Origin of the sequence: Pseudodesulfovibrio aespoeensis Aspo-2 (genome assembly GCF_000176915.2) — a bacterium.
GTDB lineage: Bacteria > Desulfobacterota > Desulfovibrionia > Desulfovibrionales > Desulfovibrionaceae > Pseudodesulfovibrio > Pseudodesulfovibrio aespoeensis.
Genome location: NC_014844.1, coordinates 2,448,305 through 2,462,576 on the forward strand (window position 1 = coordinate 2,448,305; position 14,272 = coordinate 2,462,576).

The 14,272-nt window shown below is 58.3% G+C and carries 26 protein-coding genes; all 26 read right to left on the bottom strand.

The features are described 5' to 3' along the window. Positions 1-100: 100 nt before the first annotated feature. A complete protein-coding gene (gene map, locus DAES_RS11260; RefSeq protein WP_013515151.1) occupies positions 101-871 on the bottom strand; it encodes a type I methionyl aminopeptidase in 771 nt (256 codons plus the stop codon). Between the two features lie 2 nt (positions 872-873). Continuing rightward, the gene (gene secY, locus DAES_RS11265) at positions 874-2,181 is read right to left on the bottom strand and encodes a preprotein translocase subunit SecY (RefSeq protein WP_173358456.1); all 1,308 of its coding nucleotides are present in this window, start codon (positions 2,179-2,181) and stop codon (positions 874-876) included. Between the two features lie 25 nt (positions 2,182-2,206). Continuing rightward, complete coding sequence (gene rplO, locus DAES_RS11270; protein ID WP_013515153.1) at positions 2,207-2,653, bottom strand: 50S ribosomal protein L15; 447 nt, start codon at positions 2,651-2,653, stop codon at positions 2,207-2,209. Beyond that, on the bottom strand, positions 2,650-2,823 hold the full coding sequence (gene rpmD, locus DAES_RS11275; protein WP_013515154.1) for a 50S ribosomal protein L30: 174 nt from the start codon (positions 2,821-2,823) through the stop codon (positions 2,650-2,652). Before rpmD ends, rplO begins: the two co-directional genes overlap by 4 nt. Before the next feature lie 11 nt (positions 2,824-2,834). Further along, positions 2,835-3,326: a 30S ribosomal protein S5 gene (gene rpsE / locus DAES_RS11280; RefSeq protein WP_013515155.1), complete on the bottom strand. Its 492-nt coding sequence runs from the start codon at positions 3,324-3,326 to the stop codon at positions 2,835-2,837. A 17-nt stretch (positions 3,327-3,343) separates the two neighbouring features. Further along, positions 3,344-3,703 carry a 50S ribosomal protein L18 gene (gene rplR / locus DAES_RS11285; protein ID WP_013515156.1) on the bottom strand — a complete coding sequence of 120 codons (360 nt, stop codon included), beginning with the start codon at positions 3,701-3,703 and terminating at the stop codon, positions 3,344-3,346. Between the two features lie 11 nt (positions 3,704-3,714). Then, positions 3,715-4,251 (bottom strand): 50S ribosomal protein L6, encoded by a 537-nt coding sequence (gene rplF / locus DAES_RS11290; protein WP_013515157.1) that lies wholly within the window; start codon positions 4,249-4,251, stop codon positions 3,715-3,717. A 12-nt stretch (positions 4,252-4,263) separates the two neighbouring features. Then, positions 4,264-4,647 (bottom strand): 30S ribosomal protein S8, encoded by a 384-nt coding sequence (gene rpsH / locus DAES_RS11295; protein ID WP_013515158.1) that lies wholly within the window; start codon positions 4,645-4,647, stop codon positions 4,264-4,266. Between the two features lie 15 nt (positions 4,648-4,662). Further along, positions 4,663-4,848, bottom strand: coding sequence for a type Z 30S ribosomal protein S14 (locus tag DAES_RS17365; protein WP_013515159.1), 186 nt, complete (start codon positions 4,846-4,848; stop codon positions 4,663-4,665). An 11-nt stretch (positions 4,849-4,859) separates the two neighbouring features. Beyond that, on the bottom strand, positions 4,860-5,399 hold the full coding sequence (rplE, locus tag DAES_RS11300; protein WP_013515160.1) for a 50S ribosomal protein L5: 540 nt from the start codon (positions 5,397-5,399) through the stop codon (positions 4,860-4,862). Between the two features lie 9 nt (positions 5,400-5,408). Beyond that, entirely contained in the window at positions 5,409-5,729 is a 321-nt protein-coding gene (gene rplX, locus DAES_RS11305; RefSeq protein ID WP_013515161.1) for a 50S ribosomal protein L24, read from the bottom strand. Between the two features lie 12 nt (positions 5,730-5,741). Beyond that, a complete protein-coding gene (gene rplN, locus DAES_RS11310; protein WP_013515162.1) occupies positions 5,742-6,110 on the bottom strand; it encodes a 50S ribosomal protein L14 in 369 nt (122 codons plus the stop codon). Positions 6,111-6,127: 17 nt separating this feature from the next. Further along, positions 6,128-6,394 carry a 30S ribosomal protein S17 gene (gene rpsQ, locus DAES_RS11315; protein ID WP_013515163.1) on the bottom strand — a complete coding sequence of 89 codons (267 nt, stop codon included), beginning with the start codon at positions 6,392-6,394 and terminating at the stop codon, positions 6,128-6,130. Between the two features lie 3 nt (positions 6,395-6,397). Next, positions 6,398-6,589 (bottom strand): 50S ribosomal protein L29, encoded by a 192-nt coding sequence (gene rpmC, locus DAES_RS11320; RefSeq protein WP_013515164.1) that lies wholly within the window; start codon positions 6,587-6,589, stop codon positions 6,398-6,400. Between the two features lies 1 nt (position 6,590). Beyond that, the gene (rplP, locus tag DAES_RS11325) at positions 6,591-7,004 is read right to left on the bottom strand and encodes a 50S ribosomal protein L16 (protein WP_013515165.1); all 414 of its coding nucleotides are present in this window, start codon (positions 7,002-7,004) and stop codon (positions 6,591-6,593) included. After that, on the bottom strand, positions 7,004-7,645 hold the full coding sequence (gene rpsC / locus DAES_RS11330) for a 30S ribosomal protein S3 (RefSeq protein ID WP_013515166.1): 642 nt from the start codon (positions 7,643-7,645) through the stop codon (positions 7,004-7,006). The genes rplP and rpsC overlap by 1 nt, the downstream gene beginning before the upstream one ends. Before the next feature lie 2 nt (positions 7,646-7,647). After that, positions 7,648-7,980 (bottom strand): 50S ribosomal protein L22, encoded by a 333-nt coding sequence (rplV, locus tag DAES_RS11335; RefSeq protein ID WP_013515167.1) that lies wholly within the window; start codon positions 7,978-7,980, stop codon positions 7,648-7,650. Between the two features lie 12 nt (positions 7,981-7,992). Beyond that, on the bottom strand, positions 7,993-8,262 hold the full coding sequence (gene rpsS, locus DAES_RS11340) for a 30S ribosomal protein S19 (RefSeq protein ID WP_013515168.1): 270 nt from the start codon (positions 8,260-8,262) through the stop codon (positions 7,993-7,995). An 11-nt stretch (positions 8,263-8,273) separates the two neighbouring features. Next, positions 8,274-9,104 (bottom strand): 50S ribosomal protein L2, encoded by an 831-nt coding sequence (gene rplB, locus DAES_RS11345; RefSeq protein WP_013515169.1) that lies wholly within the window; start codon positions 9,102-9,104, stop codon positions 8,274-8,276. 3 nt (positions 9,105-9,107) lie between these two features. Next, positions 9,108-9,398, bottom strand: coding sequence for a 50S ribosomal protein L23 (rplW, locus tag DAES_RS11350; RefSeq protein ID WP_013515170.1), 291 nt, complete (start codon positions 9,396-9,398; stop codon positions 9,108-9,110). A 2-nt stretch (positions 9,399-9,400) separates the two neighbouring features. Further along, positions 9,401-10,021, bottom strand: coding sequence for a 50S ribosomal protein L4 (gene rplD / locus DAES_RS11355; protein ID WP_013515171.1), 621 nt, complete (start codon positions 10,019-10,021; stop codon positions 9,401-9,403). 21 nt (positions 10,022-10,042) lie between these two features. Then, on the bottom strand, positions 10,043-10,675 hold the full coding sequence (gene rplC / locus DAES_RS11360) for a 50S ribosomal protein L3 (protein ID WP_013515172.1): 633 nt from the start codon (positions 10,673-10,675) through the stop codon (positions 10,043-10,045). Positions 10,676-10,686: 11 nt separating this feature from the next. Continuing rightward, complete coding sequence (gene rpsJ / locus DAES_RS11365) at positions 10,687-11,007, bottom strand: 30S ribosomal protein S10 (protein WP_013515173.1); 321 nt, start codon at positions 11,005-11,007, stop codon at positions 10,687-10,689. Between the two features lie 130 nt (positions 11,008-11,137). Further along, positions 11,138-13,210 (bottom strand): elongation factor G, encoded by a 2,073-nt coding sequence (gene fusA, locus DAES_RS11370; protein ID WP_041271423.1) that lies wholly within the window; start codon positions 13,208-13,210, stop codon positions 11,138-11,140. Between the two features lie 15 nt (positions 13,211-13,225). Continuing rightward, a complete protein-coding gene (rpsG, locus tag DAES_RS11375; RefSeq protein WP_013515175.1) occupies positions 13,226-13,696 on the bottom strand; it encodes a 30S ribosomal protein S7 in 471 nt (156 codons plus the stop codon). A gap of 98 nt (positions 13,697-13,794) precedes the next feature. Next, on the bottom strand, positions 13,795-14,166 hold the full coding sequence (gene rpsL, locus DAES_RS11380) for a 30S ribosomal protein S12 (RefSeq protein WP_013515176.1): 372 nt from the start codon (positions 14,164-14,166) through the stop codon (positions 13,795-13,797). Between the last annotated feature and the right edge of the window lie 106 nt (positions 14,167-14,272).

Here is a 14,272-nt window from a genome sequence, read left to right on the forward strand (position 1 = left end):
TAATGCCTAAGCCCCAGTGGGGGCTGGCCATTGAAAACGAAGCTGCGATTAATACAGCGTTTCGATATAAAGAGCAAGCCCGAATCACACCCCTTAAAGGCTAGTCGGACAAACTCAGGATCCTGGGTCCATCGGAGGTGATGGCCACGGTGTGCTCGAAATGCGCGGACAGCTTCCTGTCCTTGGTCACCGCGGTCCATTTGTCCTCAAGGACTTCAACTTCGTGGCTCCCAACTGTGACCATCGGCTCAATGGCGAGCACCATGCCGGCTTTGAGAGGGATACCGGCCATGCCCTTGGGGACGAAGTTGGGGATCTCGGGCTTCTCATGGAGATGGCTTCCGATCCCGTGTCCGACAAATCGACGGACTATACCGAAGCCGAACCCTTCAACATATGACTGGATTGCCGCGGAAATGTCATAGAGGTTGTTGCCAGGCACGGCCTGTTCGATACCTATGTTAAGCGACTCACGGGTTATGTCCATGAGCTTTCTGGCCTCTGCGGAGACAGTCCCCACCGCGCAGGTGCGGGCGGAATCCCCGAAAAAACCCTCGTACACCACGCCCATGTCGAAGCTGACTATGTCGCCTTCGACCAGGATGCGCTCCCGCGAGGGAAAGCCGTGTACGATCTCCTCATTCACAGAACAACACAGGGCAAAGGGGAATCCCTGATAGCCCAGGAACGCCGGGCGAACCCCGTGCTCTTCGCACCTGGCCCGGCATATCTCCTCGAAGAGCATGGTCGGAACGCCTGGTTTGACGTTCTCTCCCAACTCGTCGAGAATCAGGGAGACAATGCGATTGGCCTCGCGCATGAGGCCAATCTCCTTCTCATTCTTGAGGAAGATTCCCCTGAATTTCTTCAAGACTATCTTCCCTTGCCAGCCTTGCCGAGCAAGCCCTCGTACTGACGCGAAATCAGATAGGACTCGATCCGCCCCATGAAGTCCATGGCCACACCGACCACGATCAGCAGCGAGGTGCCGCCGAAGTAGAAGGGCACGCCGAAGTTCGAGATCAGCAGCATCGGCAGAACGCAGACCGCGGACACATAGAAGGCGCCCCACAGGGTGATGCGGGCCAGCACCTTGTCGATGTACTCGCGGGTGCGCGCGCCCGGACGGATGCCCGGGATGAAGCCGCCCTGCTTCTGGATGTTCTCCGCTATTCCCTTGGGATCGAACATGATCGCCGTGTAGAAGTAGCAGAAGAAGATGATGATGCCGATGAACAGCAGGTTGTAGATTATGGAATCCGGGCTCAGAAAGGACGAGAAGTCCTGGAGCCACTGCACGCTGGAAAACTGCGCCAGCGTGGCCGGGAACATCAGAATGGACGACGCGAAGATCGGCGGAATGACGCCCGCGGTGTTGATCTTGAGCGGCAGATGTGTGGTCTGTCCGCCGAACATCCTGCGCCCCATCTGCCGCTTGGCGTAGTGGATGGGTATCCTGCGCTGGCCGCGCTCCATGAAGACGATGAAGCCCAGGGTGGCCACCATGAAGACCAGGATGAACAGGAGGATGAACAGCGAGATCTCGCCAAGGGTCATCAACTGCACGGTGTTGATGGCAGCGGCGGGAAGCCCGGCCACGATACCGGCATAGATGATCATGGAGATGCCGTTGCCGATGCCCTTCTCGGTCATCTGCTCACCAAGCCACATCAAGAAGACGGTGCCGGCGGTCAGGGTGAGGATGGTCATGAGCTTGAAGCCAATGCCGGGAATCAGCACCATGGGCGCCCCGGTGGGGCTGGACGCGCTCTCAAGTCCGGCGGCGATGGCAAAGCCCTGCACCACGGTGATGAGCACGGTCAGATACCGGGTGTACTGGGTGATCTTCTTGCGCCCAGCCTCGCCCTCCTCCTTCTGCAGTCGTTTCAGCTCGGGCGAAACGACTGTCAGAAGCTGGAGGATGATCGAAGCCGAGATGTACGGCATGATCCCCAGGGCGAAGATGGACATATTGGAAAGCCCGCCGCCCGAGAACATGTCGAATATTCCGAAGAGGGTATTCTGCGCATTGGCGAAAAAATCCGCCAACGCCGCACTGTCGACGCCGGGAATCGGGATGTGAATGCCCATCCGGTAGACAGCAAGCAAAGCGAACGTCCAGAGCAGCTTTTTCTTCAGCTCTGGCACCCGGGCAAGGTTCTCAACTCCTGACATCGCCACAATAACCCTTCCGATAGTCTATGAGTTATGCCTCGACGGCCTTGGCGTTGCCGCCGGCCTTGGCAATCTTTTCTGCTGCGGACGCGCTGAAGCGGTGCGCTTCGACGGTCACGGCCTTGTCGACCTCGCCCGTGGCCAGGATCTTGACTGCCGCGCCGTTCTTGACGACGCCGCGCTCGTACATGTCGGCCAGGGTGATCTCGTCCTTGCCGTCGAACATGGCCAGCAAACGGCCAATGTTGACGACTTCATATTCCTCGCGGAAAAGGTTCTTGAAACCGCGCTTGGGCAGGCGCCGGGCAAGGGGCATCTGACCGCCCTCGAAGCCGGGGCGCACGCCGCCGCCCGAACGGGCGTTCTGACCCTTGTGGCCCTTGCCGGCGGTCTTGCCGGTGCCGGAGCCGGAGCCGCGGCCTAAGCGCTTGCGGTTCTTTCTCTCTTCCGGGAACGGATACAGTTCATGAAGTCTCATGACTCGGTTACCTCCACCAGGTGTCTCACCTTATAGATCATACCCCTGATGACCGGATTGTCCTCATGGGTCTTTTCCTGCCGGATCCTGCGCAGGCCCAGGGAATCAAGGGTCTTGACCAAGCTGGGCTTGACCGCGATTCTGCTTTTGATCAATTTAACTTTCAACACGTCGATCTCCTTTACTTTCTCGGCGTGGACACCAAGACGCCGCGCATGGCGGAAACACTCTCGGCGCTACGCAGGGACTCAAGACCGGCGATAGTGGCACGCAGCACGTTGTGCGGATTGTTGGTGCCGATGGCCTTGGTCAGGATATCGTGGACACCAACTGCCTCCATGATGGCGCGAACCGGGCCGCCGGCAATGATACCGGTACCGCGGCTGGCGGGTTTGAGCATGACGCGGCCAGCTCCGTAACGGCCCAGAACCTCGTAAGGCAGGGTGCCGTCCAGCAGCGGAACGGTAATCATGTTCTTCCTGGCCCGCTCGGATGCCTTGCGGATGGCCTCGGGCACTTCGTTGGCCTTGCCCAGTCCATAGCCGACTCCACCTTCACCGTCACCGACGACCACCAGGCAGCTAAAGCTGAAACGGCGGCCACCTTTGACAACCTTGGCGACGCGATTGAGGTAGACGATTTTTTCGATCAGTCCACTTTCATTTTGTTCCATTGTACTTTCCTGGCTGCCTAGAATTTAAGCCCGCCTTCGCGGGCTCCGTCGGCAAGAGCTTTGACCTTGCCGTGGTAGATATACCCATTCCGGTCGAAGACAACGGACTCGATCTGCTTTTCGAGCGCCTTGGCGGCAATGTCCTTGCCCACCTTGGCTGCGGAGTCCTTGTTGGCCTTCAGTGTCTCGCCCGCCCTGTTCAGCACCTGGGTGCTGGACGAGGCGAGAGTGGCGCCGGTGACATCATCCACCAACTGAGCATAAAGATGCTGGTTGGAGCGGAAGACGACCAGACGGGGCCGCTCTTGCGTACCGGAGACTTTTTTCCTGATGCGGGGCTTGCGCAGAAGCCGCTGATCATTTTTGCTTTTACTCATGGCTCATCCCCCTACTTCGCGCCGGACTTACCAGCCTTGCGGCGGATAACTTCGTCGATATACTTGATGCCCTTGCCCTTGTAGGGTTCCGGCGGACGCACACGGCGGATTCGCGCCGCTACTTCACCGAGGAGCTGCTTGTCGATGCCCTGGAGAAGGAGCTTGCTCCCCTCCACACGGCCCTCGATCCCGGCGGGCAGGTCGAACTCGACCGGATGAGAGAAGCCGACGTTCAAAACGACCTTGGGGCCCTGCACGGACACCTTGTAGCCGACGCCGATAACCTCAAGCCCTTTTTCAAAGCCCTTGGAGACACCCTCGACGCAATTGGCCAGCAATGACCTGCGCAGGCCGTGCTGTGCACGGGCCTCGCGGGAATCGTCAACGCGGTTGACGACGACCTTGCCGTCCTCGATCTTGTACGCCACGGTCGGATGGACCGCAGTGCTCAAGGTTCCTTTGGGACCCTTGACCTGGATCTCGGAGGCTCCAACAGACACCTCAACACCCGAAGGTATTTCGATGGGATTTTTTCCTATACGAGACATTTTGGAACCTCACTACCAGATTTCACACAGCAGTTCGCCGCCGACGTTGGCCTCTTTGGCCTTGGCGCCTTCGAGCAACCCCTTGGAGGTGGACACGATACAAATACCGACGCCATTCTGCACGCGGGGGATGTCAGAAGCACCAACATATACGCGGCGACCGGGCTTGCTGACCCTTTTCAGGCCAGTGACAAGCGGTTTCCCGTCTGCGTATTTGAGGGTAATACTGATGTCCCTGTTCTCGACAGCGTAGTCGGCGATATACCCTTCTTGCTTCAAAATACCCGCAATGGATGTTTTCATCTTGGAAAGCGGAACAACGACACCGGAGTGGTGCGCGCCGTAGGCGTTCCGAATGCGGGTCAACATGTCGGCTACAGGATCAACAACAGCCATTTCGATTCTCCTTGATTACCAGCTCGCCTTGCGAACACCAGGGAGTTCGCCAGCGAGAGCCTTGTTGCGGAAGCAGATACGGCAGAGGCCGTAGCGCCTCAAAAAAGCCCGAGGACGGCCACAAATCGGGCACCGATTGTATGCGCGAACCTTGAACTTGGGTTTGCGGCGTGCCTTAACGCGTATGCTTGTTTTGGCCACTTTCCGTCCTCCTACTTTTTGAAGGGCATGCCAAGGAGGTCGAGAAGCATCTTGCCTTCCTTGTCCGTCTTGGCGGTGGTGCACACAGTCACGTTCATGCCCTTGACCAACTCAACTCTGTCGATGTCAAGCTCGGGGAATATGGTGTGTTCCTTGATGCCCATGGTGAAGTTGCCGCGACCGTCGAAACCGCGGTCGGGAACGCCGCGAAAGTCGCGGACACGGGGCAGCGCGAAGCTCACGAGCCTGTCATAGAAGTCCCACATGGCGTCGCCGCGCAGCGTGACGCGGGTACCGATGGGCATGCCCTCGCGCAACTTGAACTGAGCGATGGACTTCTTGGCCTTGGTCACCACGGCCTTCTGCCCTGCGATGGCGGTCAGCTCTTCCACGGCGGGTTCGATGAGCTTGCTGTTCTGGCTCGCCGCACCCAGGCCGATGTTCAGGGAGATCTTCGAGAGTTTCGGGATCTCCATGGAGGAACTGTAGCCAAACTCCTTGAGGAGTTCAGGGACTACCTTTTCAGCATATACTTTTTCCAGACGAGTCATAGGTACACCTTACTTGAAGATTTCGTTGCATTTCTTGCAGAAACGAATCTTCTTGCCGTCTTCGGTCTTTTTGTACCCGATCCGCGTGGGCTTGGTGCACGCATCGCACACCACAGCCACATTGGATACATGGATCGGGGCTTCCTTCTCAATAATCCCGCCGGGCTGCTGGGCATAGGGATTGGCTTTGGTGTGACGCTGGACCATGTTGACTTTCTCAACCAGGACGGTGTCCTTCTTGGGCAGAATCTTGAGCACCTTGCCGATCTTCCCCTTGTCCTTCCCGGCGATGACCATGACCTTGTCGTCTTTACGTATCTTGGTCTTCATCTGCATATCCCCTTACAGGACCTCGGGAGCGAGGGAAACGATCTTCATGAAGCCGGCTGCACGCAGCTCGCGGGCCACAGGTCCGAAAATTCGGGTACCCACGGGCTCGCCGTTGTTGTTGAGCAGCACAGCGGAATTGCTGTCGAACTTGATGAAAGAGCCGTCGGAACGACCGACTTCCTTCTTGGTCCGAACTACCACCGCCTTCATGACCGCGCCCTTCTTCACTTTGGAATGGGGCATGGCCTCTTTGACGGACACTACAATAATATCGCCGACGCTGGCATAGCGGCGCTTGGAACCGCCGAGCACTTTGATGCACGCGACCCTTTTGGCCCCGGAATTGTCAGCGACGTCGAGGTTGGATTCAACCTGTATCATGGTATTTCCTCCTAACCCTAGACGGCCTTTTCGAGGATCTGAACCAGGTGCCACCGCTTGCGGCGGCTCATGGGCCTCGATTCGACAATCTGCACCTTGTCGCCAACACCGCAGTCGTTGGCCGGATCATGGGCCATGAACTTTTTGCGGCGGCGGATGTACTTCTTCAGCAGCGGATGCTTGACCAGGGTCTCGACGCGGACGACAATGGTCTTGTCTCCCTTGTCGGAAACGACCAGGCCGGTAAGCACTCGCCTGTTGCCTGTGTGTTTGAACTCAGCCATTGTTTACGCTCCCTGTCGTTCCTGCTGGATAGTCAGGATACGCGCGATGGTCTTTTTGACGCCGCTCAGCTGCCGGGTGTTCTCAAGCTGCGCGGTGGCGTGCTTGAAACGCATGCCGAACAAATCCTTGCGGGATTCGGTCAGCTTTTCGGTCAGCTTGGCGTCATTCAGTTCACGAAGTTCCTTGGAAGTCATCTTACAGACCCTCCTTCACAACGATGCACGTCTTGATCGGCAGCTTGTAGGAAGCGCGCTTGAGAGCCTCCTTGGCCAGTGCGATGTCGACGCCTTTGACTTCGTACATGATACGGCCCGGTCTCACCGGCGCAACCCAACCGTCGGGGGCGCCTTTACCCTTGCCCATGCGGACTTCCGCGGGCTTGGAGGTGACGGGGACATCCGGGAAGATGCGTATCCAGACCTTACCACCGCGCTTGATGTGACGCATGATGGCGACACGAGCGGATTCAATCTGCTGGCTGGTGATCTTTCCGTGCTCCAATGCCTTCAGCCCGATATCGCCGAAGGACACACTGTTACCCCGTTGGGCCTTGCCTCTGTTGCGGCACTTCTGCCGCTTTCTGAATTTCACTCTTTTTGGAGCAAGCATTACTGTTCCACCTCTTTGTCCAGAATCTCACCCTTGAAGATCCAGACCTTGACACCGATGACGCCGTAGGTCGTGTGAGCCTCGGCAAAACCGTAGTCGATGTCGGCACGAAGAGTGTGCAGCGGCACACGCCCATCACGGTACCATTCGCCACGCGCGATTTCGGCCCCGGCAAGGCGGCCTGCACACGCGACTTTGATACCCTCGGCGCCGAATTTCCTGGCAAGGCCCACCGTACGCTTCATGGCACGGCGGAAGGCAATTCTGCGTTCGAGCTGCTGGGCAATACTCTCAGCTACGAGCTGAGCTTCAACCTCCGGTCGACGGATCTCGTTGACCTCAATGGTGAATTCAGTTTGATACTTGTTGCGCAATTCATCACGCAACTTCTCTATCTCTACACCTTTGCGACCGATGACAATTCCCGGACGCGCAGTGTGGATGATCAGACGGATCTTTCCGCCGGCGCGCTCGATCTCAAGCCGCGCAATGCCGGCCTGAAAGAGCTTTTTCTTGACGAACTTGCGAATCTGATCGTCCTGCAGAACAAAGGCAGGATAATCCTTTTTGCTGTACCAGCGGGACAGCCAGTTCTTGTTATACCCCAGACGAAAACCGTAAGGATGTACTTTCTGTCCCATAACTACATTTCCTTCACTACGATGGTAATATGGCTCGTGCGCTTCCTGATGCGGTAGGCGCGGCCCATGGCGCGCGGCTGGATACGTTTCCAGCTCGGTCCTTCATTGACCATGACCGTATCGACGATCAGGGAGTCCACGTCCACTCCGGGCATCTGCTCCGCATTGGAAATAGCGGAGAAGAGCACCTTGCTGAGGATCTTGGCGGCCTTCTTCGGGGTGAACCTCAGAATGTTCAGGGCATCCTCGACGCCCTTGCCCTTGATGTTCTCGGCAACGATGCGGGTCTTGCGCGGAGACACGCGAATGTATTTGGCGACTGCTTTGGCTTCCATTATGGTCTCCCCCTACTTCTTCTTGTCGGCGGCATGGCCGAAGTAGGTGCGGGTGGGCGAGAACTCGCCGAGTTTGTGGCCGACCATATTCTCGGTCACGAACACCGGGATGAACTTGCGGCCATTGTGGACGGCGAAGGTCATGCCGACCATCTCGGGGATGATCGTGGAGCGGCGCGACCAGGTCTTGATCACGCGGCGATCCTGATTTTCGCCAGCCACTTGGACTTTCTTTATCAGGTGGCCGTCGAGAAACGGGCCCTTCTTAAGAGATCTTGGCATTACTTATACTCCTACTTCTGTCCGCGGCGTTTGACGATAAGCTTCGCAGAAGCCTTCTTCTTGTTGCGGGTCTTGTAACCCTTGGCCGGGACACCCCACGGGGACACCGGATGGCGTCCGCCTGAACTGCGGCCCTCGCCACCACCCAGCGGGTGATCGACGGGGTTCATGGCCACACCACGGACCTTCGGACGACGGCCAAGCCAGCGATTGCGGCCAGCCTTGCCGATCTTGATATTCTCGTGATGAATGTTGCCGACCTGACCGACCGTGGCGCAGCATGCGGCCAGCACCTTGCGCACTTCGCCGGACGGCATACGCAGCAGGGCGTATTTGCCTTCCTTGGCGATGAGCTGGGCATAGGTGCCAGCGGCGCGGCAGAACTGGCCGCCACGACCGGGGTGCAGCTCGATGTTGTGCACGATGGTACCGGTGGGCACCATCTGAAGCTGCATGGCGTTGCCGGGCTTGATGTCGGCGCCTTCGCCCGCCAGGATGGTATCACCCTGGTTGAGGCCCACGGGAGCCAGGATATACCGCTTCTCACCGTCCGCGTAGTGCAGGAGCGCGATGCGGGCGCTGCGGTTCGGATCGTACTCGATCTCGGCGACCTTGGCGGGAACGCCAAGCTTGTTGCGCTTGAAATCAACGATACGGTACAGCGTCTTGTGCCCTCCGCCGCGACGGCGCGCGGTGATACGACCATTGTTGTTGCGGCCAGCCTTCTTGGTCAGACCTTTGGTCAGCGACTTCTCGGGAGTGGTCCGGGTGATCTCCGCGAAATCGGAGATCGTCTGGAACCGGCGGCCCGGAGAAGTAGGCTTCAGCTTACGGGTTGCCATGAGTTACACTCCCTCGAAGATTTCGATCTTGTCGCCAGCGGCAAGCTTGACGTAGGCCTTCTTGTAACCGGGGATACGCCCGGTGACGCGGCCAAACTTCTTGCGCGGCATGGCTTGTTTTCTGACGATGTTCACAGACTCGACTTTGACGCCAAAGGCTGCCTCGACGGCCTTCTTCACCTCGATCTTGTTGGAATCGGGGTGGACGTAAAAAGAGACGTGATTGGACTGCTCCTTGGCTTCGTTGGCCTTCTCGGAGACAACGGGCTTGAGCAAAATCTTGGAATAATCCATGACTATTTCAACCTCTCTTGAACGTCTTGGGCGGCGGCCTCGAACATCACCAGTTCGGGATACAGCAGCACGTCGTAAACATTCAGCTTGTCGGCCTCGATGACCTTGATGCCGGGCACGTTCCTGGCGGAAAGGGCCAGGTTGAGGTCGGCGTCCTTTAAGACGATCAGGGTCTTGCCGAGTCCGAGCTTCTCGACAACAGCCGCAAAGGCCTTGGTCTTGATCTCGGCGAGATCGATGGACTTGACCACCGTCACCTTGTCTTCGGCGACACGGGAGGACAGAGCCATCTGCAGGGCCAGCTTGCGGATCTTCTTGTTGACTTTGAACGAGTAGTCGCGGGGCTGCGGGCCAAACAGGACCGCACCGCCGCGCCACAGGGGCGAGCGCGAGGAACCGGCGCGAGCGCGACCAGTGCCTTTCTGACGCCAGGGCTTGCGTCCGCCGCCGCTCTTCATGCCGCGGGTCTTGGTGGCGTGGGTGCCGCTACGCTTTGCAGCGCGTTGGGCGCGGACCACCAGGTTGAGGATCTCGGGCTGAATTTCAACCTCGAAGACCTCAGGGGCCAGCTCTATATCGCCCACTTTCTGATTATTCTGATCTACAACTTGTAATTTTGCCATGACGTATACCTCCAGCCTCGGCTAACCGTTCTTGCGGATCATCACGAAGCCGTTGTTGGGTCCGGGCACTTGGCCCTTCACCACCAGGACATTGTCCTCGGGCCTTACGTCGACGATTTCCACGTTGCTCAAGGTCACACGCGCGTTGCCCATCTGGCCGGGCATCTTCTTGTTCTTCCAGACGCGACCGGGATAGGTGGCGTTACCGACAGAGCCGGGAACGCGATGCACCTTCTCGGCGCCGTGGGACGCGCGGGAGCCGGAGAAATTGTGACGCTTCATGACGCCCTGGAAACCCTTACCCTTGCTGGTGCCGGTAACCTTGACCTTTTCGCCCGCCGAAAAGATGTCGACGGTGATTTCCTGGCCAAGCTCGTACCCATCAACACCTTCCAGGGGGAATTCCCTGAGGTGGCGGTACATGTCCTTGCCGGCCTTGGCCATGTGGCCTTTCAAGGGCTTGTTGACCTTGCGTTCGGCGATGGTGTCATAGCCGAGCTGCAGGGCGTTGTAGCCTTCCTTATCCTGCGTCTTGATCTGCATGACCGGGCACGGCCCCGCTTCAATAACGGTGACGCAGCAAACGCTGCCGTCTTCCTTGAAGATACGGGTCATTCCCAGCTTTTTACCAAGTATTCCAAGCATCTTAGGCATAGCGGTTACTCCTAGAGCTTGATTTCGACATCCACACCGGCGGGAAGCGAGAGCTTGCCCAGGGCGTCGACGGTCTGCTGAGTGGGTTCAAGAATGTCCAGAAGACGCTTGTGAATGCGAATTTCGAACTGCTCACGGGACTTCTTGTCAACGTGAACAGACTTCTGAACAGTGGTACGATGCATGTCGGTGGGCAAGGGCACGGGGCCGGCAATTGCCGCACCGGTATTCCGGGCAGTGTCGACGATCTCGTTCACTGCCTTGTCAAGAATACGGTAATCGTATGATCTCAGTTTGATTCTGATGCGATCGCTCGCCATCGAAGCAGCCATAGTGCTTTCTCCTCAAAGGATTTATCTTCGCCCGCGCCCGAAAAATGAGGGCGCGCAATTTCGCAGCGGTCGGGTTGATTACTCTCAACTCGATGCTTCTGTCAAGCGAAGGGAAAATCCTGGCTCGTCGTTAATCTTTCTTGCTCATCAACTCTTCGGCCAAGCTGTTGGGCACCTTCTCGTAGTGATTGAACTGCATGGTAAACGTTGCCCGGCCCTGAGTCTTGGAACGGAGGTCCGTGGCATATCCGAACATCTCGGAAAGCGGGACGTAGGAACGCACCACCTGCACGCCCGGACGCGCTTCCATCTCGCTCACGCGGCCACGGCGGCCATTGAGGTCGCCCATGACATCGCCGAGGTACTCCTCAGGCGTGACCACTTCAACCGACATGATGGGCTCAAGCAACACCGGCTTGGCACCCCTGCACGCCTGTTTGACGGCCATGGAACCGGCAACGTAGAACGCCTGCTCGCTGGAATCGACCTCGTGAAACGAGCCGAAAACCAGCTTGACCTTGACATCGACCACCGGGAACCCGGCGACGATGCCGTTCTTGAGCGCATCCTTGATGCCCTTGTCAATGGCGGGGATATATTCCTTGGGAATGACTCCGCCCTTGATCTCGTCCTCGAACTCGTAGCCCTTCTCGGGGTTGGGCTCGACCTCGATGACAACGTGGCCGTACTGGCCGCGGCCACCCGACTGCTTGGCGTGCTTGACATCAGCCTTGTTCGGCGCGGAAATGGTCTCGCGATAGGCAACGCGGGGCGCGCCCACGTTGGCGTTGACGTTGAACTCCCGCAGGAGGCGGTCAACGATGATCTCGAGATGCAACTCACCCATTCCGGCGATCAGGGTCTGTCCGGTTTCCTCGTCGGTCTTGACGCGGAAGGACGGATCCTCCTTGGCAAGCTTGACAAGGGAGTTGGACAGGTTGTCGCGGTCGGCCTTGGTCTTGGGCTCAATGGCCACTTCGATAACCGGCTCCGGAATATCCAGAGATTCGAGCACCACAGCCTGCTTGAGGTCAGACAAGGTGTCGCCGGTGGCCAGGTTCTTGAGGCCGACGGCAGCGACGATGTCGCCTGCGTATGCCTCTTTTATCTCTTCACGCTTGTTGGCGTGCATCTTCAACAGTCGTCCGATGCGTTCCTTCTTGCCGGTGGCACCATTCATGAAGGTGGCACCGCTCTCGATGTGGCCCGAGTAGAGGCGCAGGAAGGTCAGGTGGCCGACAAAGGGGTCGGTCATGAGCTTGAAAGCCAGGGCGGCGAGCGGCTTGTCGTCGTCGCAGGGGCACTCGATCTCGTTGCCGGTGTTGGGGTCGATGCCCTTCATCACCTCGATGTCCAGCGGTGACGGCATGTAGTCCACAATCGCGTCCAGCAACTGCTGCACGCCTTTGTTGCGGAAGGCGGTGCCGCACAGCACCGGGCAGATGGACAGGGACGTGGTGGCCTTGCGCACACCCTCACGGATCTCGGCGGCGGTCAGCTCCTCGTCGCTCATGAACCTGTCGAGCAGCGTCTCGTCCTCTTCGGCAATGGCCTCAATCATCTCGGCACGCATCAGCTCGTACTGGTCCTGCAAATCTTCAGGAACCTCGGTGGTGATGTAGCTGGTGCCCTGATCCTTCTGATCATAGATGTAGGCCTTGCCCTCGATCAGATCGACCACGCCTTCGAACTTGTCCTCCGCGCCGATGGGAATCTGCACGGGGACAGCCTTGGCATTGAGTCGGGTCTTCATCATGGACACGCAGCGGTAGAAATCGGCACCGATGCGATCCATCTTGTTGACAAAGGCCATACGCGGAACGCGGTACCGATCGGCCTGACGCCAGACAGTCTCGGACTGGGGCTCGACGCCTGCCACGGAGTCGAAAACAGCCACGGCACCATCAAGCACGCGCAGGGCGCGCTCGACTTCCATGGTGAAATCAACGTGACCGGGCGTGTCGATGATATTGATGCGATAGTCACGCCAGAAGCAGGTGGTGGCGGCGGAAGTGATGGTGATGCCGCGCTCCTGCTCCTGAACCATCCAGTCCATGGTGGCTTCGCCGTCATGGACCTCGCCGATCTTGTGGGAAACGCCGGTGTAAAACAGAATGCGCTCGGTGGTCGTGGTTTTTCCCGCATCAATGTGGGCCATGATACCGATGTTGCGCTGCATTTTTCTGGGAACCTGTCTTGGCACAGTGATACTCCGGGTCTACCAGCGGTAGTGGGCGAAGGCTTTGTTGGCTTCGGCCATCTTGTGGGTGTCTTCCCGTTTCTTGACGGCGCCCCCACGGTTGTTGAAGGCGTCGAGCAGCTCGCCAGACAGGCGGGCGACCATGCCCTTCTCGCCGCGGCCACGCGAGTAGCTGATCATCCAGCGGATGGCCAGCGCGGTCTGGCGGTCGGGCCGGACCTCCATGGGCACCTGGTAGGTGGCGCCACCGACACGGCGGGACTTGACCTCCACCGACGGGCGGACGTTTTCCAGGCACTTCTCGAAGGCGCGCAACGCATCTTCGTTGGTCTTGTTGGCCAACGATTCAATCGCCTTGTAGAAAATTCTTTCCGCAGTGCTCTTCTTGCCGTCAAACATGAGACGGTTGATGAAGCGAGTGATGAGCTTGCTGCCGTATACGGGATCCGGCAGGATCTGTCGCCTGGTGACAGGACCTTTACGAGGCATTTCTAGACTCCTTGGTTTGTGGCCGGGGGAACATTATTTGGGGCAGCCTCTGCCCTACTTTGTCGTCCCACCCCGGGCATTAGGAAAAAAGCGTCAACCTATTTCGGGCGCTTGGTGCCGTACTTGGAACGACCGCGGCGGCGATCATCGACACCGGAGGTGTCAAGGGAACCGCGAACGATGTGGTAACGCACACCGGGCAAGTCCTTGACGCGGCCGCCACGGATCAGAACCACGGAGTGTTCCTGCAGGTTATGGCCTTCGCCGCCGATGTAGGCGGTGACTTCGATGCCGTTGGTCAGGCGGACACGGGCGACCTTGCGAAGCGCGGAGTTCGGCTTCTTCGGGGTCGTTGTGTACACCCTGGTGCAGACTCCGCGACGCTGCGGGCATTCCTGCAGGGCCGGGGTCTTTTTCCGCTTGGGCTGCGCTACACGCGCCTTGCGGATCAACTGGTTGATGGTGGGCATTCATCCTCCGAATCAATAGTTAATTCATTACCACACGCAAATATGCGCAAAGAGGACCGCTAGTAATCCAGATTCTCTGCCCTTGTCAAGCGGTTTGCCTGAGCCG